Here is a 20,484-nt window from a genome sequence, read left to right as displayed (position 1 = left end):
GCGCGCGCGCGGCGGGGGCCGAGCGCGCGCGGCGGGGGCCGAGCGCGGCGCGGCCCGCGCGCGTCACGCCGCCGGGACGGGCGGCGCGCCGGCGGGCCTCGGCTGGAAGTGGTCGACCACCACGTACCGCCGCGCGAGGAGGCCGAAGACGAGGGCGGCGAGCAGGATGAGCGCCGCGAAGAAGAGGTACTGCATCGCGCCCGTGAACACGTTGAGCGCCGCGACGCCGGCGGTGATCAGGTTGCCGACCGTCACCGTGAGGTTCCAGAAGCTCATGATGGTGCTCTTCATCTCGCGCGGCGCCTGGGAATAGGCGAACTCGAGGCCGGTGGTGGACACCAGCACCTCGGCGAGCGTGATGAGCAGGTAGGGCCCGGCCTGCCAGAGCACGCTGAGGCGGCCGCCCGAGCCCATCGCGAGCTCGATGGCGGCGACCGCGACGAACGAGAGCCCGGCGATCGCCATGCCCGCCGTCATGCGGCCGAGCGCCGTCAGGCGGACCCCGCGCCGCTCGAGGGCGGGGTAGAGGATCATCGTGTTGAAGGGGATGATCAGCATCACCATGAGCGGGTTCAGCGCCATGAGCTGCGACGGGGCGAGCTTGTGGCCGAGCACCTCGAGATCCATGCGGGTCGCCTGGACGATCCAGGTCGACCCCTTCTGGTCGAACAGCGCCCAGAACACCGGGATCGGGGCGAAGATCGTCATCACCCGCAAGACGGCCTTCGCGCCCTCGACGGCGCCCTCCGGGTGCCTCCCGCGCGCCGCGTCGAGGAAGTGCCCGCCCTCGGTGGCGCCACGCGCGCCACGCGCGCCGCGCGCGCCGCGCCCGCCCCGGACGGCATCCCCGAGGACGCGAAGGAAGGAGTGCGGGTTCTTGCCGGTCGGCGGCACGTGCACGTACTTGTCGCGACCCATCCAGAACACGACCGTCGCGATCAGCATGAGCGCGCCGGGGATCCCGAACGCCACCCTCGGCCCGAACCACTCGAGCGTCTTCGGGATCAGGGCCGATGCGAAGAACGATCCGAAGTTGATGATCCAGTAGAAGAGCGCGAACACGTGCTTGACGAGGTGCTTGTTCTCCTCGGAGAACTGGTCGCCGACGTGCGCCGAGACACACGGCTTGATCCCGCCCGAGCCGAGGGCGATGAGCGCGAGCCCGGCGTAGAAGCCGCTCGGGCTGCTCTCGAAGATCGCGAGGCAGGCGTGCCCCGCGCAGTAGAGGAGCGAGAGCCAGAGGATCGTCCGGTACTTCCCGAAGAAGCGATCGGACAGGAAGCCGCCGAGGAGCGGGAAGAAATAGCAGGCGCTCACGAACAGGTGGTAATTGGCCTTGGCCACGTGCTCGTGGATCAGCATGTAGTTGATCAAGAAGAACGTCAGGATGTTCTTCATGCCGTAGAAGCTGAAGCGCTCGCACCCCTCGTTTCCGATGATGTATTTGATCTGCGGGGGAAATCGGTTCGTGCTCGAAGCGGTTTGCGTCATGGCAGGGCCCTCGCGCGCGCCTCCGCCGTCCTAGACCGCCTCCCGCGCCCGGGCAATCCGCGCCTCGCCCTCGCCTCCCCTCCGAGCGCGCCGCGGCGCCCTCCGCCGGCGCCGCCGCTCCTCACCCGCCTCGACCGGGCGCGCGCTCCCCCCTGTTCCCGCGCCAACACTCCGCCTCGAATGCCCGGTGCGAAATGCCCCGCTGCGGCGAGGCGCCGCGGGAGCCGGCCGCCCGCCCGGCCTGCCGCCGCCGTGAAATCCGGTACGCGCATTGCTTTGCAAGCCCCGAGGATCGTCGAGCAGGCATCGAGAGATCTCATGACCCAGCGACCCGGCCGCACCGCCAGGCGCGCGCGGTCGTCGGCTTCTCCCGCGCCGTGACGCGCCGCTCGCGCGCATCCAGCAGGAGCCAGACACCATGAAATGGTCATTCAGGGTCGCCAGGATCGCCGGTATCGACGTCAACGTGCACGCGACCTTCGGGCTCATCGTCGCCCTCGGAGCGCTCCAGTGGAGCGGCCACCACGGCGCCCGGGGGGCGCTGTTCGGCGCCGCGCTGATGCTGGCGCTCTTCGCCTGCGTGGCCCTGCATGAGCTCGGTCACAGCCTGGTGGCCAGGCGCTTCGGGCTCACCGTGCGCGAGATCCTGCTCCTGCCCATCGGCGGCGTCGCGATGTTCGCGGGCCGACCGCAGAAGCCGCTCCACGAGCTGCTCATCGCGCTCGCCGGCCCCGCCGTGAACGTGGTGCTCGCCGCCGTCCTCCTGGTCGTGACCGGCGCGCTCGGCTTGCTCTCGGAGCTCCCCTCGCTCGGGACGGCGTCGAGCCCCTCGCTGCCCACGGCGCTGCTCTGGCTGCTCGGCGCCAACGTGGCGCTCGCCGTCTTCAACATGATCCCGGCGCTGCCCCTCGACGGCGGGCGCGTGCTCCGGGCCGGCCTCTCGATGGCGATCGGCCCCGCGCGCGCGACCTCCGCGGCGGCCGCGATCGGGCAGGTCATCGCGGTGGCCCTGTTCGCCCTCGCCGTGCTGTCGGGCCACCTCGTGCTCGCCTTCATCTCGGTGCTCGTGTTCCTCGGCGCGACGCAGGAGCGGACCACGGAGCGCGCGCGGTCGATCCTCGGCGTCGTCCCCGTGGGCCGCGCCTACAACCGGCGCGCCATCGCGCTGTCGCCCTGCGACCGCGTGAGCGACGCCGCCGAGCACATCCTCACGACCTACCAGACCGACTTCGCGGTCCTGCTCGACGGGCAGCCGATCGGCGCCTTGACGCGGGGCGACGTGGTCCGCGCGCTGGCCGAGGGCGCGGGCGGCGCGTACGTCGCCGGGATCATGCGGCGCGACGTCCCCCGCGTGGACGCCGACCGCTCGCTCGACGACGTGATGCGCCTCATGTCCGAGAAGAGCGCCCCTCTGGTCGCGGTGTACGACGGTGAAAGGTACCTGGGCCTCATCAGCCAAGAGGACATCGCCGAGGCGCTCGCGCTCCTGCAGTTCCTCCCGGCCTCGCGGCTCGGCGGCGCCCCGTCGCCGGCGGCGCCGCGCACGCAATGGACCTGACGCCCTGACGCCCTGACGCCGTGACGCAGGCCCCCCGGCCGCAGCGGCGCCGACGCGGCGCGCGCCGGCGCGATCCGCGCGCGGGATCGGGCTGCAAGCATTGACAGCCCGGAAGGCCATCGGCGTATCCTCCCCGGTAGCTCTTCGTTACGACCCCCGTCGCCGGCATCTCTGCCGAGGGAAGGCTCATGCAAAAGGTCAAATCGCGCTTCAGGCTCGCGCCGACGTACACCCTGCTCTGGCTCGCCGCGGCGGTGCTCGCCTCCGTGGCGTCGTGCTCCGATGGCGGTCCTACCACGAACGTGTGCGTCGCTCCCGAGACGCAATGCGACGGCGTCTGCGTCGACACGAGCACGAGCTCCAGCCACTGCGGCGCGTGCGGCACGACGTGCTCGAGCGGGCAGGTCTGCAGCGCGGGCGCGTGCGTCGCCGTGTGCGAGTCCGGGCAGACGCTGTGCGGCGGCACCTGCGTCGACGTCGACACCAGCGAGGCGCACTGCGGCAGCTGTAACAACGCCTGCGAGGAGGGGCAGACCTGCCAGGGCGGCGACTGTCAGGGCGACTGCGCCGGGGGGCGCACCGAGTGCGGCGACGAGTGCGTCGACACCTCGTCCGACCCGGAGAACTGCGGCGAGTGCGGCGCGGCGTGCGAGGAGGGGCAGGCCTGCGAGGACGGCGCCTGTCAGGACGAAGGGTGCTCGAGCGGGCTCGCCGACTGCGACGGCGCCTGCGTCAACCTCTCCAACAACGAGTCGCACTGCGGCAGCTGCGGGACCGAGTGCACCGACGACCAGACGTGCGTGGCGGGCGCGTGCAGGGACGGCTGCGGCTCCGGGCTCACGGCGTGCGGCGAGGCCTGCGTCGACGTCCAGACCGACGCCGCGAACTGCGGCGGCTGCGGGACCGAGTGCAGCGCCTCGCAGGTCTGCCAGTCCGGCATGTGCGCGTGCACGGTGAGCCCGGGCCAGGACCTCGGCTCCGCCGTGCCGCAGTTCGCGAACAACACGACGGTCGGGCAGCCGAACTCGTACGCCCCCTCGTGCGTGTCCGCGAGCTCGAGCGAGCGCATCTACGCGTTCACCGCGGCGACCGCGGGCGTCTACTCCTTCGATACGAGCCGATCCGCCTACAACGTCGTCCTCGCCCTGCTCGACGCCACGGGCTGCGCCGAGATCGCCTGCAGCGCCGACTCGAGCGCGGCCGTCACGGCCGACCTGGCCACGGGCCAGACGGTCTATATCGTGGTCGACGGCGCGGACGGCGAGGCGGGCACGTTCGAGCTGGCGATCACGCGGGCGAGCGCGCCGAGCTGCCCGGCGGGCTCGTTCACCGGCGCCGTGCCGCAGACGATCACCGGCAGCACGGTCGGCCGGCCCAACAGCGTGCGGCCGACCGTGGCGGATGGCTGCCCCAGCTCCGCCGCCAGCCCCGACGCGGGGTACTCGTTCACGGCGCCGGTCGCCGGCGACTACGTCTTCGACACGTACGGGTCCGCGTTCGACACGGTGGTCCACGTGCACGACGGCACGTGCCGGGGGACGCAGCTCGCGTGCAGCGACGACACGCTGGTCGACGAGCGGTCGGAGGCCACCGTGACGCTCGCCGTGGGCCAGACGGTCGTGGTCGTGGTGGACGGGTCCCGCGACGCGGACGAGGGCGCGTTCAGGCTCACCGTGCGGCGCGCGGTCCCGCCGCCGGTCTGCGACGACGCGGGCGTGTGCGGGGACGGCAGCTCGGGGTGCGTCCGGTGCGCGTTCGACGGCAACTGCCGCGACGAGCTCGCGGCCTGCACCGAGCTCGATACGTGCATCATCTTCATGGACTGCTACCGCACGTGCAACAGAGACGCCGACTGCGAGGACGCCTGCGTCGCCGGCGATCCCGAGAGCGCCGCGCTCTACAATGCGGCCCTCGAGTGCGCCTTCTGCGACGAGTGCGCGGACTCCTGCAGCGGCGACCCCGAGTTCACGTGCCGGTGAGCCGCGGCGCCAAATAGAACGAGCGCGCCGGCCGTGGTAGGAGCGCGTCGATGCGGCGCATCCTCCTCCACGGCCACTTCTGGACGATCGCCCCCTGGCTCAAGCATCAGCTCCGCGCGCCGCCGCTCCCCCCTTCCTCCCCGTTCTCGGTGAACGTCGACGAATCGCCGGCCGGGCCCGTCCGGTTGCTCGGTCGGGTCCGCCACCGCGAGGGCGCGACGTCGATCCTCGTCGCGGTCCACGGCCTCGGCGGCACGCTGGAGAGCCACTACGTGGTCGAGGCCGCCGCGCAGGCCGAGCGCGCCGGGCTCTCGTGCCTGCGCGTCAACCTGCGCGGCGCCGGGGGCGACGGCGCCGATCTCTACCACGCTGGCCTGTTCTCCGATCTGCACGCCGCCATCGCCTCCCCCGAGCTCGACCGGTACGAGCGCGTGCTCATCGTCGGCTACTCGCTCGGCGGGCACATCGCGCTCCGCTACGCCGCGTCCGGCGCGCTCGACCCGCGGGTCCGCGCCGTGGCCGCGGTCTGCCCGCCCCTCGATCTCGAGCAGTCCGTCACGGCGATCGATCGGCCGGAGCGCTGGGTGTACCGCTGGCACGTGCTGTCGGCGCTGAAGGAGATGTACAGCGCCGTGGCGTCCCGCCGCGCCATGCCCCTGCCCGTCCGGGAGGCGCTCGCGATCCGCACGATCCGCGAATGGGACCGGCGCATCATGACGCCGCGGTTCGGTTATCCGAGCCCGGAGGCGTATTACGCGAGCGAGAGCGCCGCCCCGCGCCTCCGCGACCTCGCCGTTCCGTCGCTGATCGTCGCGACGGAGGCCGACCCCATGGTGCCGCTCGACACGGTGCGGCCGGCGCTCGAGGCCTACCCGCGCTCGCCGCTGCTCGACGTCCAGTGGCTCCGGTTCGGCGGGCACGTGGGCTTCCCGCAGACGCTGAGCCTCGGGTTCGGGGGCGCGCCGGGCCTCGAGTCCCAGGTCATCCACTGGCTGCAGGGGCGCTGACGCGCCGGCGCGCGCGCCAGAGGCCGCGCCGCCGCGCGCGGCGACAGCTTTACGCGAGCGGCGCGGCGGGCTTCAGCGCGTAGACGTCGACGTCCACGCCCGGGCTGAAGAGCACGTGCGGGGCCCCCTGGGGGGCGGGCAAGCCGGCCGCGGCCACGACGCTCTCCTCGACGTGGCTCACCTCGGCGCGGTGGAGCGGATAGGGCGCGTGGTGCACCTGCCCGACCTCGAGCGCGCCCCGGCTCGACGCGAACAGCAGGTATCGCTCGACCAGGAAGTGCTCGAACGTCCCCGGCGTCGCGACGCCGCCGTCGATCGCCGCGCCGACGCGGTAGCGCGCCTCGAAGCGCGCGGGCACGGGGCCGGGCCAGCGCCGCTCGCTGCGGTAGTGGACCTCGCCGCCCCGCGGCTCGAGCGCCATCGAGGCGTAGTGATACGGCAGGTGCCAGCCGGCGCGGGCCACGAGGACCGCGAGGGCCTTGGCCGCGTCCAGGCTGAAGAACCACACGCCCGGATCGCGCCCCTCCCGGTGCACGTAGGTGCGGACGTTGAGCTCGTGGAAGTTCGAGATCCCCGGGACGCTCGGCGACCACCACGGCGTGACGTCGCGCATGGTGAAGGCGACGACGCCGACGTAGGCCCTGCCCTCGAACGTGTCGAGCTCGAGCGCGGGCGGCACGACGGCGCGGAGCGCAGAGGCCGGCGTCTCCCAGTGGAGGAAGAGCAGATCTCTCCAGCGCTGGAAGCCCGCCGGGCGGCCCGGCGGGCGGAGCGTGGGGGCGAGTCGGTCCATGGCGCCCGAAGCGTAGGGCAGCGCGGCGGAGAGATCTCCTCTCGCGGCGGGCGACGCCATGGGGATATCCTGCGCCCGGAGAGCGGACGTAGCCGGAAGTAAACGGACGACACGCGGACGACGACGGAGCGGAGGCAGGATGAAGAAGCTCATCAATGCGCCGGGCGATCTGGTCGGCGAGGCGCTCGAGGGCATGGCGCTGGCCCACGGCGAGCTCCTCCGGGTGAACGCCGCGCCGCTCTTCGTCACGCGGGCGGAGGCGAAGGCCAGGGGCAAGGTCGCCCTCCTCTCCGGCGGCGGCAGCGGGCACGAGCCGCTGCACGCGGGGTTCGTCGGGCGCGGCATGCTCGACGCCGCCTGCCCGGGCGCCGTGTTCACGAGCCCGACGCCCGACCAGATCTTCGAGGCGACGCGGGCCGTCGACGGCGGGGCCGGCGTGCTCCACATCATCAAGAACTACACCGGCGACGTCATGAACTTCGAGATGGCCGCCGAGCTCGCCGGCGAGGCGGGGATCGCGGTCGAGGGCGTGATCGTGAACGACGACGTGGCGGTCGAGGACAGCCTCTACACGGCGGGGCGGCGCGGCGTCGGGACGACCGTCCTCGCCGAGAAGATCTGCGGCGGCGCCGCCGAGGCCGGCCTGCCGCTCGGCGAGGTGGCGGCGCTGTGCCGGCGGGTCAACGCGCACGGCCGCAGCATGGGGATCGCGCTCTCCGCCTGCACCGTGCCGCACGCCGGCAAGCCGTCGTTCGAGCTCGGCCCGGGCGAGATGGAGGTCGGCATCGGCATCCACGGCGAGCCCGGCCGGCGTCGAGCCCAACTGGAGCCGGCGGATCGCGTGGCCGAGCTCCTGATGCAGCCGATCCTCGACGACCTGCCGTTCAAGCCGGGCGACGACGTGCTCCTGTTCGTCAACGGCATGGGCGGGACGCCGCTCATCGAGCTCTACGTCGTCTACCGCAGGGCCCACGCGATCGCGCGCGAGCGCGGCCTCAAGGTCGCCCGCAGCCTCGTCGGGTCGTACATCACGTCGCTCGAGATGGCCGGCGTGTCGGCGACCGTCCTCAAGCTCGACGACGAGATGATCCGCTTCTGGGACGCCCCGGTGCACACGCCGGCGCTCCGCTGGGGGGCCTGAGCGATGCACACCCTGAGCGGCGAGCACATCGCGGCGTGGCTCGAGCGCGCGGCCGAGGTCCTGGAGCGCGAGAAGGCGTTCCTGACCGAGCTCGACGCGGCGATCGGCGACAGCGATCACGGGGTCAACATGGCGCGCGGCTTCGCGGCGGTGCGCGACCGGCTCGGCCGCCTCGATCGCGGGGACGTCGGCGCGCTCCTCAGGGACGTGGGGATGACGCTGCTGTCGACCGTCGGCGGGGCGAGCGGGCCGCTGTACGGCACGCTCTTCCGCGACGCGGGCCAGCGGGTGGCCGGCGCCGCGGCGCTCGACCTCGCGGCCCTGGCGGGCTGCCTCGAGGCGGGCCTCGAGGGCGTGCGGCGCCGGGGCAAGGCGTCGCCCGGCGACAAGACGATGGTCGACGCGCTCGTCCCTGCCGTCGACGCGCTCAAGGCCGCGCTGAGCGCGCCGGGGGCCGCGGACGGCGCCGCGCTCCGGGACGCGCTCGGCCGCGCCGCCGACGCGGCGCGGGCCGGGATGGAGGCGACGGTGCCGCTCATCGCCCGCAAGGGCCGTGCGAGCTACCTCGGGGAGCGCAGCGCTGGGCACCAGGACCCCGGCGCCACGTCGTGCTGGCTCTTGCTGCGGAGCCTGGCCGCGACGGCAGGCGCATGAGCGGGGCGGCGGGCCGCGTCGGGCTCGTCCTCGTCTCGCACAGCCGCGCGCTCGCGGAGGCCACCGAGACGCTGGCCCGCCAGATGACCGGCGAGTCGGTCGCCATCGCGTGCGCGGCGGGCGCGGGCGACGGCGGCGCCGAGCTCGGCACCGACGCGACGGCCATCGCCGCGGCGATCGAGCGCGTCTGCGGGCCGGCCGGCGCCGTCGTGCTGATGGACCTCGGCAGCGCGATCCTGAGCGCCGAGACGGCGCTCGAGCTCGTCGATCCGGAGCTCGGCGCGCGCACGCGCCTCACGGGCGGGCCGATCGTGGAAGGCGCGGTCGCCGCCGCCGTGCGGGCGGCGGCGGGCGGCACGCTCGATCAGGTGGCCGCGGAGGCGCGGCAGGCGCTCGAGCCGAAGGCCGCGCAGCTCGGCGAGAGCGAGCGCCCCGCCGCGGCAGCGGCGGACGCGGCGGCGCCTGCGGCGGCCGCGGGCGCGCCGGCGGTGGCGGTCGACGTCGCGATCGCCGAGCCGAGCGGCCTGCACGCCCGCCCGGCCGCGCAGCTCATCGCGCGCGCGGCGACGTTCGACGCGGCGATCACCCTGGAGAACGTGACCGCCGGCCGCGGGCCGGTGGCGACCTCGAGCCTGATCGCGCTCGCCTCGCTCGGGGCGCGCCGCGGCGACGTGCTGCGCCTGCGCGCCGCCGGCCGGCAGGCGGCCGAGGCGGTCGCGGCGCTCGCCGCGCTCGTGCAGCGCGAGGCGCCGGTGGGCGCGGCGGCGGCGCCCGCCACCTCGGGCCTCGCCACCCCGGTCGCGCCGGGCGTCGCGCTCGGGCCGCTCGTGCGGCTCGTGCGCGTGCTCCCGGACATCCCCGAGACCACGGTCGACGACCCCGCGGCCGAGGCCGTGCGGCTGCGGCGGGCGCTCGAGATCGCGGCGCAGGACCTCGGGAACGCGCTGCGCGGCAGCGACATCCTCGAGGCGCACCAGGCGCTGCTCTGCGACCCGGCCCTCGTCGACGAGGCCCTGTCGCGCATCGATCGGGAGCGCTGCAACGCCGCCTGGGCCTTCCGCCTGGCCATCGAGGCCGCGGCGGCGATCTACCGGCAGCTCGAGGACCCGTACCTGCGGGCGCGCGAGGCGGACGTCCACGACGTGGGCGACGCGGTGGTGCGCGCCCTGCTCGGCGGCGCCGCGGCCACGCTGCCCGAAGGGCCGCCGGCCGTCGTCGTGGTCGACGATCTCACGCCGTCGGAGGCCGCGCGGCTCGACGCGGCGCGCGTGCTCGGGGTCATCGACCGGCGCGGCGGCCCGACGTCGCACGCCGCCATCCTGCTGCGCGCCGCCGGCATCCCCGCGGTGGCGGGGGCCGCGGCGCTGGTGCCCGACGCCGGCGGCGCGCGCGCCGGCCTGGACGGCGCGACCGGCGAGGTGTGGCTCGACCCCGATCCCGAGACCGCGGCCGAGATCGAGCGGCGGCGGGCGGCCCTCCGCGCGTCGCGGCGCCCACCGGGCGCCCGCGAGGGCCGCCTGCGCCTCGCCTGCGGGCGCGAGGTCGAGCTGTGGGCGAACGTGGCCGGGCCCGCGGACGCGCGGGCCGCGCGCGAGGCCGGCGCCCTCGGCGTCGGGCTGCTGCGCACCGAGATGCTGTTCCTGGGCCGCGTGGACGAGCCGGGCGAGGCCGAGCAGGCGGAGCTGCTCGCGGAGATCTTCGCGGCGTTCGCGGGCGCGCCGATCGTGGTCCGCACGCTCGACGCGGGCGGCGACAAGGCGCTGCCCTACCTCGAGCTCGACGCCGAGACGAACCCGAGCCTGGGCATCCGCGGCGTCCGCCTCTCCCTGGCGCGGCCGGCGATGCTCGAGGCGCAGCTCCGCGCGATCCTCGTCGCCGGGCGCGGCCACGACGTCCGCGTGCTGATCCCGATGGTCTCGACCGCCGCGGAGGTGGTCGCGGTGCGCGCGGCGCTCGAGCGCGCGCACGAGGCGCTCGCGGCCGCGGGCCTGCCGCACCTCTGGCCGGTGGCGACGGGGATCATGGTCGAGGTGCCGTCGGCGGCGCTGATGGCCGAGCGCCTCGCGCGGCAGGCCGATTTCTTCAGCATCGGCACCAACGATCTGACGCAGCACACGCTGGCGGCCGAGCGCGGTCACCCGCGGCTGCACGCGCTCTCGGATCCGGCGCACCCCGCGGTGCTGCGGCTCGTGCGGGCGGTGGTGGAGGCGGGGCACGCCGCGGGGCGGCCCGTCTCGGTGTGCGGCGAGGCCGCCGGCGATCCCGGCGTCGCGCCGCTCCTGGTCGGCCTCGGGATCACGCGGCTCAGCATGTGCGCCTCCGCGTTCGACGCGGTGGAGGACGCGCTCGCCGGGGCCTCGTTCGCGGAGCTCGCCGCCGTGGCCGAGGAGGCGCTCGCGGTCGACGACGCGGCGGCGGCCCGCGCCGCCCGCGCGGCGGCGCAGCGTCCGGGCTGACGGCCGGCGGGGCGGCGATGGTCACTTCTCCGTGTCAGGTGAAGATTCGGTGCTGTGACGATCGAAGATCTTCAAAATAGACTGTGCCATCACCGGCAGCTCTTGGGGGGGCTGGCGCGTAGTCGTCCACTCTTGCACCAAGGCGATCAACCTTCGGACGATGTCGCAGTCAGCCTGCTGCACGATGAGCGTCGTCGCCACCTCTCTTGACGAAATCGCATCGATGGCATCCCCCATCGCTCGCAGAGCCCCTAACCATTCACTTCTCGGGACCTCGGACGCCGGCGCGCCGACGTCGAGCGATTCCACGATCACAGAGAGACAGTTGAGCCCCTCGGAGAGCGCCTGCGCCACCTGCCGATCACGTGTCATTCGTCCGCCCTACTTGTCAAATGTGTACCGACAAAGCCAGGTTGCAATGGGATTGATGACAGTACAGTTATCTCCATTCGAACATTGGTAGGAGCATGTCCATGTGGGCTTGCCACCCTTGCACCAGTACAACTCGCCGATTCCGCTGCTAGGGCTGTATGGATGCGAGGCTTGATGAACGCAGTAGGCACCGATCGCCTCACACTGCTCTACGCACGCGTGGCTCCCGGGGGACGCGCAAGCACCTGGGCTGCTGCTTCAACCGCTTCGCTGCACTCGGTAGGATCCATCGCGCCTTGCGGCTCCGGCGGGACATCTCCGAAGCCCCCGAGCCCACCCGACGTGGTGGTTCCGGCGCCGACGCCTTCACCACGACCATCCCGGAGGTAGCACTCACCCATGTCGTAGTTGCACGCGGCAACGACGCCACAGATCAGAATTAAACGGCTCTTCATCTCGCCTCCAGCCGCAGCGCTGCATGAAGCCCAACGAAGGTCCCTCTTATCTAGCCCCGCGGCGACGACGTTATAAGGGGTCGCTGCGCGATGCAATGCGCACCTTCGAATCCGTCAAGGGCGGTCGAATGGATTCGCCTTGGCGGTCCGAAAGACCTCTTCTTCAGCCGAAATACCCACCACCCACCGCCGGGTGGTGGCCCCATTTGCCCCGGAGTGATTCACATGAAGGCGGGAAGGCGGGAAGGCAGGAAGATCATTGATCTTTTCTTCCCGCCTTCCCGCCTTCATGTTCAAATCCGGCCACCACCCACCGCCGGCCCCTTGGCATCCGGCAACGCCGCGGCGGCGCAACGCCACGGGCGCGCCGGGCACTCCGCGCCGCGCGGCCCCCCGACGTTCTTCGCTACAGCGCCCCTGCCGGCGGCGCCTCCTCGTGCGTCGAGCGCGCGGTGGCGTCCTCGGCCGGCTGCGGCCCGCGGACGGGGTGGCCGAGCAGGCACGAGCCCTCGCCGGGCAGCTCCGTCGCCGGATCGCACTCGGCGAGTTCCCAGCCGCGCGCCTGCTCGGCGTCCGTCCCGGAGAGGTCGGCGCCCCGGAGGTTCGCGGCGCTCAGATCGGCGCCCTCGAAGGTCGACTCGATCAGGGCGGCGCCCGAGAGGTCCGCCCCCACGAGGCGCGCATTCCGGAAGCTCGCCTGCGTGAGATCCGCGCGGGAGAGGTCGAGCCCCGACAGGTCCAGCCCGTCGAAGCTCCGGTGGCCGCTCCGCGCGAGCAGGCGCACGGCCGCGGCCCGATGCGCGGCGTCGCCCGAGGAGAGCGTGGCGCGCAGCCGGAAGACGGCGAGGCGCGACGGATCCAGGCCGTGGACGAGCGTCGCGGCGAGCGCGGCCAGCACGAGGCGGGCGCCGAGGGCGCGCGCGGCGCCGCGCTCGGCGCCGAAGGGCGGCAGCGCGAAGGTCAGCAGCGCCGCGCCCAGCGCGCCGCCGGCGTGCGCCGCCCACAGGAGCCCGGGCGGCGGGACCTTCACCAGCGCGACCGCGGCCGCCAGGGCGAGGAGCAGCGCGCCTCCGGCGAGCGCGAGGCGGAGCTCGAGCGGCCGCGCGAGCAGGGGCGCGTCCGGCGCCGGGCGTGAGCCGGCGGCCACGGCGGCGCGCCGGGCCGGCGGCGGCTCGGCCGGCTCGCCGGCGCGGCGCGAGGCCCCGGCGGCCGCGCCGGGCCGGCGCGCGTCCGGCGAACCGGTCAGCCGCTGCGATTCGGGCGGCGCCGACATCCGTTGCGAGGACGGTGCCGCGGACAGCCGCTGCGAGTCCGGCGCCGCCCCCAGCCGCTGCGAGTCCGGCGCCGTCCCCAACCGCTGCGATTCGGGCGGCGCCGACATCCGTTGCGAGGACGGTGCCGCGGACAGCCGCTGCGAGTCCGGCGCCGCCCCCAGCCGCCGCGAGTCCGGCGCTGCCCCGAGCCGCTGCGAGTCCGGCGCCGCCCCCAGCCGCCGCGAGTCCGGCGGCGCGGTGCGGCGGCTCCGCTCGGCGCTCGCCGGGGCCGCGTCCGCGCTCACGAGCGCCTCGCGCAACGGCGACGCGAACGAGGCGACGTCGTCGAACGACGCACCCGCGCTCGCGAGCGCCAGGATGGCCTCCTCGTCGAAGCCGGAGCGCGCGCAGGCCGCCGAATCGACGCGCGCGCCCGCGAGCGAGCTCGCCGACGAGAACGAGCGCGGGAGCTTCGCCCCGCGCAGATCCGCGGCCGTGAGCAGCGCCCCGCCGAGCAACGCCCCCGAGAGATCGGCCCAGCGCAGGTCGGCGCCGGTGAGATCGGCGTTCACGAGCGACGCCGTGTCCAGCCGCGCCCCCGCGAGGTTCGCGCCGGGGAGCTTGGCCCCGTCGAGGCGCGAGCCGGCGAGGTTCGCGCCCTGGAGGTCGGCGCAGGGCAGGTGCGCGGCCGCGAGATCCGCGCCGGGGAGCTCGATCGCCGTGCTCTCACCGCCGCGGCGCGCCGAGAGGGCGCCGAACAGCCTGTGCAACGCTGAGGTATCCACGGGCGCGCCGCCTACTCGTCCGGGTCGATGGAGCCGACCGCGCTCGCGAACACCACCTGCCCGTCCCTCATGTAGCCGTCCAGCGCGAACCACGCGTGCGTGCCGTCCGCGTCGAGATCGCCTCGCGCGTAAGCGGCCCACCGCCTGTCCAGCGGCACGTCCTCCGGAAAGTGATTGACCGACACGGGCATGGGCGAGCCGCCGAGTCGATATCGATACTGGTACGACTGAGGGTGGGTGACCTCGAATCCAAGGCACAACCAGCCCGCCGTCGGGCTCCCGGTGTTGTAGTCCACGCCCGGGCGGGGGTCGGGCTGGTATTTGACGCCCTGCACGCGATAAAACGCGTTGGGCACCGTGACCGCATCGCTGCACAGCGGCCGGGACGCGGCGCCGTCCGACCTCGCCTGGAGGCGGTCGGCCGACGCCACGACGGCCCTGGCGATGCCGCCGATCGTCTGCTTGGCCTCCGCCGACGTGGCGAACACCAGATATCTCGACAGCCCATGGGTGGCGAGCGCGGCCAGGATCGCCACGAGCCCGCCCACGAGCATCACTTCGACGAGGGTGAACCCCCGTCGTCCCCGCCCCCGAGATGCCGTATCGACCCCAGCTAGGAAATTCCTTACCACGATACACCTATAACCGGAGCATCGCTCGCTGAACAGGCAGATCCCTGGGAGATAGGCCACAGCAAACGCCGTTTGGTCGGGTGTTGTGGGGAGCGCGGCCTTTCAGGCGGCGCGCCTCCCACGTCAGCCACAGTGAACGACGTTGGGTCGGATATCGCAGCGAGCGCGGCAGTTCCAGCGGCGCGCTCCCAGAGGGTCTACGTGTGGAGAGGAGAGGCGCGGCGGGCGCGCGCTGCGTCGGCGCGCGGGCGAGCCGCTCGGAACGGCCGCGAGCGCCGCGGACGGGACGTCGGCTCAGGCGCGCGGGCCGGCCGTCTTCGGCGGCGGGTCGCCAGCGAGGAAGGCCTCGAGCGCGTCGGCGATGCGCTCGCCCGTCTTGCCGTCCCACCCCTCGGGCACCGTGCCTCGCTTGCCGCGGCCGTCGAGGATGGCGTCGACCTCGCGCGCGATGAGCGCGGCGTCGAGCCCGACGACGGTGTTGGTGCCCTGCGTCACGGTGATCGGCCGCTCGGTGCCCTGGCGCATCGTGAGGCACGGGATCCCGAGCGCGGTCGTCTCCTCCTGGATGCCGCCGGAGTCGGTGGCGACGAGCAGCGCATTGCCCATCACGGTCACGAAATCATCGTACCCGAGCGGCTCCATGATCCGGAGCCCCTTCGTCTCCCGGAGGCGCGACGACAGCCCGAACGACTCGGCGCGCGCGACCGTGCGCGGGTGGACGGGGAACACGGTCGGCAGGCGCTCGGCGATCGCGGTGAGCGCGTCGAGCGTCTCCGCGAGCCGCTCGGCGCTGTCGACGTTGGCGGGGCGGTGGAGCGTCGCGATCGCGTACTTCTTCGGCTGGAGGCCGAAGCGCGAGAGCGCGTCGGTCTGCCGCTTCAGCGCGTAGTGGACGGAGTCGATCATCACGTTGCCGACGAACCGGATCCGCTCCGGGGCGATGCCCTCGGCGAGCAGGTTGGGGTGGGCGTCGTGAGAGGGCGTGAGCAGGAGATCGGAGAGCTGATCGGTGAGGACGCGGTTGATCTCCTCCGGCATGGTCCAGTCGCGCGAGCGGAGGCCGGACTCCACGTGGACGACGGGGATGCCGAGCTTCGACGCCGCGAGCGCGGCGGCGAGGGTGCTCGTGACGTCGCCGACCACGACAACCACCTTGGGCCGGTGCTCGATCAGGTCGGCCTCGGTGCCGACGAGGACCGCGGCCGTCTGCTGGGCGTGCGAGCCGCCGCCCGCCTTGAGCGTGTGATCCGGCGTCGGCAGGCCGAGGTCCCGGAAGAACACGTCGCTCATCGTCGTGTCGAAGTGCTGGCCTGTGTGGAGCAGCCGCATCGGGAGGCCGCGCGCCTTGAGGGCGCGGCAGATGGGGGCGAGCTTCATGAAGTTCGGGCGCGTCGCGGCGACGAGGTAGATCATGTCGACCGAGGAGCATGCCGCGGTATGCGGCGCGGCACCAGCGTTTTGAGGGAGCGGGGAGCGAGCCGGCGCGCGCCGAGATCGCTTCGCGCGCCTTGCAGCCTCGCGCGTCTCCCGCGTCTTGCGCCCTCGCCGCCGCGCCGATAGCCTGCCCGTGCCGAGCCCGTCGCCGACAAGGCAGCGCCATGAGCATGCCAGATGATCTCCCGCTTCAGACAGGCGACGTCCTCAAGGGGAAGTACCGTGTCGTGCGGGTGATCGGGGCGGGCGGCATGGGCGCCGTCCTCGAGGCGCACCACCTCGTCCTCAACCAGCGTGTCGCGATCAAGCTCGTGCTGCCCGACGCGGCGAAGCGCGACGGGAGCGTGCAGCGCTTCCTACGGGAGGCGCGCGCGGCGAGCAGCCTGCGGAGCGAGCACGTGGCCCGGGTGCTCGACGTCGACACGCTCGACGGGGGCCTGCCCTACCTCGTGATGGATCTCCTGGAGGGCGCCGATCTCTCGGCCCGGCTCCGCGCGGAGGGGCGGCTGCCCATCGAGGAGGCGTGCGAGATCGGCGTGCAGGTCTGCGAGGCGCTGTCCGAGGCGCACGCGCGCGGGATCGTGCACCGGGACATCAAGCCGGGGAACCTCTTCGTCACGCGGCGCGCCGATGGCAGCCCGCTCGTCAAGGTGCTCGACTTCGGCATCGCCAAGCACCTCGGGCCGGCGGAGGCGATGGGCGCGGAGAGCCTGACGAGCCAGAACGCCCTCGTGGGCTCGCCGCTCTACATGTCGCCCGAGCAGATGCGCTCGTCCCGCGGCGTGGACACGCGCAGCGATCTCTGGTCGCTCGGCGTGGCGCTGTACCAGGCGCTCTCCGGCAAGCTGCCGTTCGAGGCCGAGACGTTCGGGGAGCTGATCCTCTGCGTGATGCAGGAGCGCCCCGCGCCGCTGTCGTCCCTGCGCGGGGAGCTGCCCGAGGCGCTGAGCCGGGCGGTGATGCGGTGCCTGGAGCGCAGCCCGGACGACCGGTGGCAGGACGTCGCGGCGCTCGCGGCCGCGCTCGCGCCGTTCGCCCCGGCGCGGTGCCGGCCGCTTGTCGACCGCGCCCAGGCGACGCTCGCCGCGAGCGAGCGCGGCTCGCGCCCGGCGCTGCCGGACGGGCCACCGCCGGCGGCCGACCTCGCCCCCGCCGCGGGCGCGCCGTTCGGGTCGGCCGCGACGCTGCCGGCGGCGTCCGCCCCGCCGGTGTCCTCCACCCTGCCGGCGGGCCCCTTCGTCTGCGCTGCGGCCACGCCGCCGGCCGACTCCAGCCAGCGGCGCTCGGCCGCGGCGGGCGCGCGCGCGGCGGGCGCGCGAGCGGCGGACCCCGGTCAGCCCGCCGAGCAGCCTGACGAGACCGAGCGCGCGGCCGAGCCCGGGATGAAGGGCGCGTCCGCGCCGACCATGACGCAGACCGCCGAGCCGTGGTCGGACAGCCGGCGGCCGCCGGAAGGGCGAGCGCACCCGCGCTGGGTGCAGCGGGCCGGCGCCGCCTCCGCGATCGCGGGGGTCGCCGTGGCGGCGCTGCTCTGGGCACGACAGCAGCCGGCCGCGGAGACCGCGGACACGGCCGCGGCCGAGCCCTCGCCGCCTCCAGCGCAGGCTGCGCCCGAGCCGCTCGAGGCGCGCTCCGGGCCCGAGCCGGTTCGCGCGCAGCCTGCGCCCGAGCCGCTCCCGCCGCTGGACGACACCACGACGGCGTCGCCCGCCCCAGCGCTCGCGGCGTCGATCGCGCCCGCTCCAGCCGCCCTCACGGCCGCGCCGGGCCCCGCTGCCGCCGCGCCGGCCCGCAGCGCCCCGGTCCGCGCTGGCGCTTCCCCTGCCGAGGCGCGCCCCGCCGCGCCGCGCCCCGCCGCCTCCGCATCCACTGCCGCCGCGCCGCGCCCCGCCGCCTCCGCACCCACCGCCGCCTCTGCGGCCGGCGCGCCGGCGGGCGACGGCGTCCCCAACTACGGTGGCCGCAAATGAGCCGGCGCCGCGCGGCGAGGCGGGGCTCCGCCGCGCTCGCGCTCGCCGCCGCGCTCGCGGCCGACCCCCGGCCGTCGCGCGCGCAGGCGGGCGGCGACGCAGCGGCTGCGGAGGTCCTCTTCGAGCAGGCGATCGCGCTGATGAGGCAGGGCGACTACGAGCAGGCGTGCCCGCGGCTCGCCGAGAGCCAGCGGCTCGACGCCGGCGTGGGCACGCTCCTGTACCTCGCCGCCTGTTACGAGCGGCTCGGCAGGACCGCGAGCGCGTGGGCCACCTACCGCGAGGCGGCCGACGCAGCCCGCCGCCAGGGCCAGGCCGATCGCGAGCAGCAGGCCCGCGAGGGCGCCGCGGCGCTCGAGGCGCGGCTCGCGCGGCTGCTCGTCGAGGTCCCCGCGGGCAGCGCCGCGCCGGGGCTGTCCGTGCGGCGCAACGGCCAGGAGCTCGCCCCGGTGCTCTGGGGGACCGCGATGCCGGTCGATCCGGGCGCCTACACGGTGGAGGCGAGCGCGCCGGGCAGGCTCCCGTGGTCGACGACGGCAGCGGTCGACCCGGCCGGCGGGACCGTGACCGTCACCGTGCCGCCCCTCGCAGCCGCACCGCCGCCGCCGGGCGCGCGGCCCGCCGCGCCCGCGGGCGCTGCCGCAGCGCGGGCAGCGCCGCCCGCGCGCCCCGCGCCCCGCGAGGCGGCCGGCATGCCCGCGCAGCGGCTCGCCGCGCTCATCGCGGCCGGTGCCGGCGTGGTCGGCATCGGCGTGTCGGTCGGCCTGGGATTCGGGGCACGCGCGCGCTTCGAGGAGGCGGCGCCGTACTGCGACGGCGACACCTGCGACGACGAAGGGGTCGAGCTCCGCGGCGACGCCGTCGACCTGGCGCAGGCCGGCACCGTCGTCTTCCTCGTGGGCGCGGCCGCGGTGGCAGCGGGCGGGATCCTCTGGTTCACCACCCCATCCCCGGCGGCGAGCGCCGTGGGCCGCCCGGCGGTTCACGTCGGCCTGGGCCCGACCGGCCTCTCGCTCGGAGGGCGGTTCTGATGCGCCCTGCCGGCCCGGTGCGCGTGCTCGCGATGGCCGCGGCCCTCCTCGGCGCTGCGGGGTGCGACGTGGTCTTCGGCATCCGGCCCGGACAACCTCGGCCCTCCAGCGACGGCGACGGCGGCACCGGCGGTCAAGGCGGCACCGGCGGCCAGGGCGAGCTCGAGGTCGAGGGCCCCATCGCGTCGGACACCACCTGGACGCCCAGCCGTCCTCCCCGGCTGCGCGCGCCGGTCGTGGTGGAGGCCGGCGCGACGCTCACCATCGAGCCGGGCACGACCGTCGTCGCCGACGCGGGCAGCCTCCTCGCCGTCAAGCCCGGCGCGCGGATCGTGGCGAACGGCACCCTCGAGGCGCCGATCGTGCTCACGAGCTCGAGCTCGCCGCGGAGCCCCGGCGACTGGGGCGGCCTCGTGCTCTGCGGCAAGGCCCGCATCAACGCGCCGGAGGGCAAGGCGATGTCCGACTCGTCGCCCCGCTCCCTCGGCCTGCTCTGCGGAGGAGAGGACGACGACGACGACAGCGGCCAGCTGAGCTACCTGCGCATCGAGTTCGCCGGCGAGGACGTCCGCGAGGGCGAGCCCAGCGCCGGGCTCGAGCTCATCGGGGTCGGGCGCCGCACGTCCATTCATCACGTCCAGATGGTCAACGTCATGGACGACGGCGTCTACGTGCTCGGCGGCGCCGCGGAGATGAAGCACATCCTCGTGGTCGGCGGGAACGACGACAGCTTCGACTGGGACAGCGGCTGGCGCGGCAAGGGGCAGTTCCTCGCCGGGCTCAGGACGGCAGTCGACTTTCACGGCAGCGGGATCGAGGCGGACGACAGGGACGAAGAGCCGGAGCTCGATCCGGCGCTCGCGTCGAGCCCCACGCTGTACAACGTCACCCTCCTCGGCAACCCCGACGCCAGCTCCGATGGAGCCGGCGTCAAGCTCGAGAGCGGAACGCGCGGACAGCTGCACAACGTGCTCGTGGCCGATTTCAGCAACGTGGGCATCAGGGTCGTCGATCGGGAGACCGCCGAGAACATCGGGTCGGGCGCGCTCGACATGACCCATTCGATCCTGGCCAACGAGACCGATTTTGCCGACGTGAGCGCCGATCCCGAGGAGTACGACTACGACGAGGAGGCGTGGATCATGTCCGCGGAGCCCGACCGGTCGAACCAGCGGGTGCCCTCGTCGGAGCTCGGCATCCGGTCGCGCTGGTGGCTCGCCCTCGACCTCTCGCTCGATCCGGGCTCGCCGGGGCTGCAGGGCGCCGCGCAGCCGCCGAAGGACGACCCGTTCTTCGACGCCACCGCGCTCTTCATCGGCGCCTGCGGCGAGACCTGTCCGGACTTCGAGGGCTGGACCGCGTTCCCCATCGAGTGAGCGAGCGGCCCCCCGGGCCCTCGCGCGCGCAGCCGTGATGACCGCGCCGCGACGCGCGCGGCGCAGCGGCGCCGGCCGCACGTCGTGCAGCCGGCGC

Annotated in this window: 15 protein-coding genes; 9 read left to right on the top strand and 6 right to left on the bottom strand. The window is 74.4% G+C overall.

The features are described 5' to 3' along the window. Positions 1–63: 63 nt before the first annotated feature. On the bottom strand, positions 64–1,491 hold the full coding sequence (locus WME83_RS14880; RefSeq protein ID WP_437319948.1) for a POT family MFS transporter: 1,428 nt from the start codon (positions 1,489–1,491) through the stop codon (positions 64–66). A gap of 418 nt (positions 1,492–1,909) precedes the next feature. Here WME83_RS14880 and WME83_RS14875 point away from each other — a divergent pair, with 418 nt between their 5' ends. From WME83_RS14875 to WME83_RS14865, 3 genes are all read left to right on the top strand, one after another. Next, positions 1,910–3,049: a site-2 protease family protein gene (locus WME83_RS14875; protein WP_437319947.1), complete on the top strand. Its 1,140-nt coding sequence runs from the start codon at positions 1,910–1,912 to the stop codon at positions 3,047–3,049. A 188-nt stretch (positions 3,050–3,237) separates the two neighbouring features. Beyond that, on the top strand, positions 3,238–5,028 hold the full coding sequence (locus tag WME83_RS14870; protein WP_437319946.1) for an MXAN_6577-like cysteine-rich protein: 1,791 nt from the start codon (positions 3,238–3,240) through the stop codon (positions 5,026–5,028). Positions 5,029–5,078: 50 nt separating this feature from the next. Next, positions 5,079–6,035, top strand: coding sequence for a YheT family hydrolase (locus WME83_RS14865; RefSeq protein WP_437319945.1), 957 nt, complete (start codon positions 5,079–5,081; stop codon positions 6,033–6,035). 49 nt (positions 6,036–6,084) lie between these two features. On the opposite strand, the gene WME83_RS14860 is transcribed toward WME83_RS14865, so the two are convergent. Beyond that, on the bottom strand, positions 6,085–6,888 hold the full coding sequence (locus tag WME83_RS14860) for a YqjF family protein (protein ID WP_437319944.1): 804 nt from the start codon (positions 6,886–6,888) through the stop codon (positions 6,085–6,087). A 79-nt stretch (positions 6,889–6,967) separates the two neighbouring features. Between WME83_RS14860 and dhaK the strand changes: the two genes are divergently transcribed. From dhaK to ptsP, 3 genes are read left to right on the top strand one after another with little or no spacing between them, the layout of a single operon-like run. Continuing rightward, positions 6,968–7,969 (top strand): dihydroxyacetone kinase subunit DhaK, encoded by a 1,002-nt coding sequence (gene dhaK, locus WME83_RS14855; RefSeq protein WP_437319943.1) that lies wholly within the window; start codon positions 6,968–6,970, stop codon positions 7,967–7,969. A gap of 3 nt (positions 7,970–7,972) precedes the next feature. Further along, on the top strand, positions 7,973–8,623 hold the full coding sequence (gene dhaL, locus WME83_RS14850) for a dihydroxyacetone kinase subunit DhaL (protein ID WP_437319942.1): 651 nt from the start codon (positions 7,973–7,975) through the stop codon (positions 8,621–8,623). After that, entirely contained in the window at positions 8,620–11,079 is a 2,460-nt protein-coding gene (gene ptsP, locus WME83_RS14845) for a phosphoenolpyruvate--protein phosphotransferase (RefSeq protein ID WP_437319941.1), read from the top strand. The genes dhaL and ptsP overlap by 4 nt, the downstream gene beginning before the upstream one ends. Before the next feature lie 21 nt (positions 11,080–11,100). On the opposite strand, the gene WME83_RS14840 is transcribed toward ptsP, so the two are convergent. The 4 genes from WME83_RS14840 to wecB all read right to left on the bottom strand — a co-directional run bounded on the left by WME83_RS14840 (position 11,101) and on the right by wecB (position 15,989). Further along, positions 11,101–11,451 (bottom strand): hypothetical protein, encoded by a 351-nt coding sequence (locus WME83_RS14840; RefSeq protein ID WP_437319940.1) that lies wholly within the window; start codon positions 11,449–11,451, stop codon positions 11,101–11,103. A gap of 861 nt (positions 11,452–12,312) precedes the next feature. Then, complete coding sequence (locus WME83_RS14835; RefSeq protein ID WP_437319939.1) at positions 12,313–13,944, bottom strand: pentapeptide repeat-containing protein; 1,632 nt, start codon at positions 13,942–13,944, stop codon at positions 12,313–12,315. Positions 13,945–13,955: 11 nt separating this feature from the next. Next, on the bottom strand, positions 13,956–14,576 hold the full coding sequence (locus WME83_RS14830) for a prepilin-type N-terminal cleavage/methylation domain-containing protein (RefSeq protein WP_437319938.1): 621 nt from the start codon (positions 14,574–14,576) through the stop codon (positions 13,956–13,958). 294 nt (positions 14,577–14,870) lie between these two features. After that, positions 14,871–15,989 carry a non-hydrolyzing UDP-N-acetylglucosamine 2-epimerase gene (wecB, locus tag WME83_RS14825; RefSeq protein WP_437319937.1) on the bottom strand — a complete coding sequence of 373 codons (1,119 nt, stop codon included), beginning with the start codon at positions 15,987–15,989 and terminating at the stop codon, positions 14,871–14,873. A 185-nt stretch (positions 15,990–16,174) separates the two neighbouring features. On the opposite strand from wecB, the gene WME83_RS14820 reads away from it, so the two are divergent. The 3 genes from WME83_RS14820 to WME83_RS14810 are packed head-to-tail and all read left to right on the top strand — an operon-like array spanning position 16,175 to position 20,387. Then, positions 16,175–17,980: a protein kinase domain-containing protein gene (locus WME83_RS14820; protein WP_437319936.1), complete on the top strand. Its 1,806-nt coding sequence runs from the start codon at positions 16,175–16,177 to the stop codon at positions 17,978–17,980. Then, entirely contained in the window at positions 17,977–19,011 is a 1,035-nt protein-coding gene (locus WME83_RS14815) for a tetratricopeptide repeat protein (RefSeq protein ID WP_437319935.1), read from the top strand. The genes WME83_RS14820 and WME83_RS14815 overlap by 4 nt, the downstream gene beginning before the upstream one ends. Next, positions 19,011–20,387, top strand: a complete 1,377-nt coding sequence (locus WME83_RS14810) for a hypothetical protein (protein ID WP_437319934.1) — start codon at positions 19,011–19,013, stop codon at positions 20,385–20,387. Before WME83_RS14815 ends, WME83_RS14810 begins: the two co-directional genes overlap by 1 nt. Positions 20,388–20,484: the final 97 nt, after the last annotated feature.

Source organism: Sorangium sp. So ce385 (genome assembly GCF_051474135.1).
Lineage (GTDB): Bacteria > Myxococcota_A > Polyangia > Polyangiales > Polyangiaceae > Sorangium > Sorangium cellulosum_D.
The sequence above is the reverse complement of the archived record's forward strand: the minus strand, read 5'-3'. Positions and strand labels throughout refer to the sequence as shown.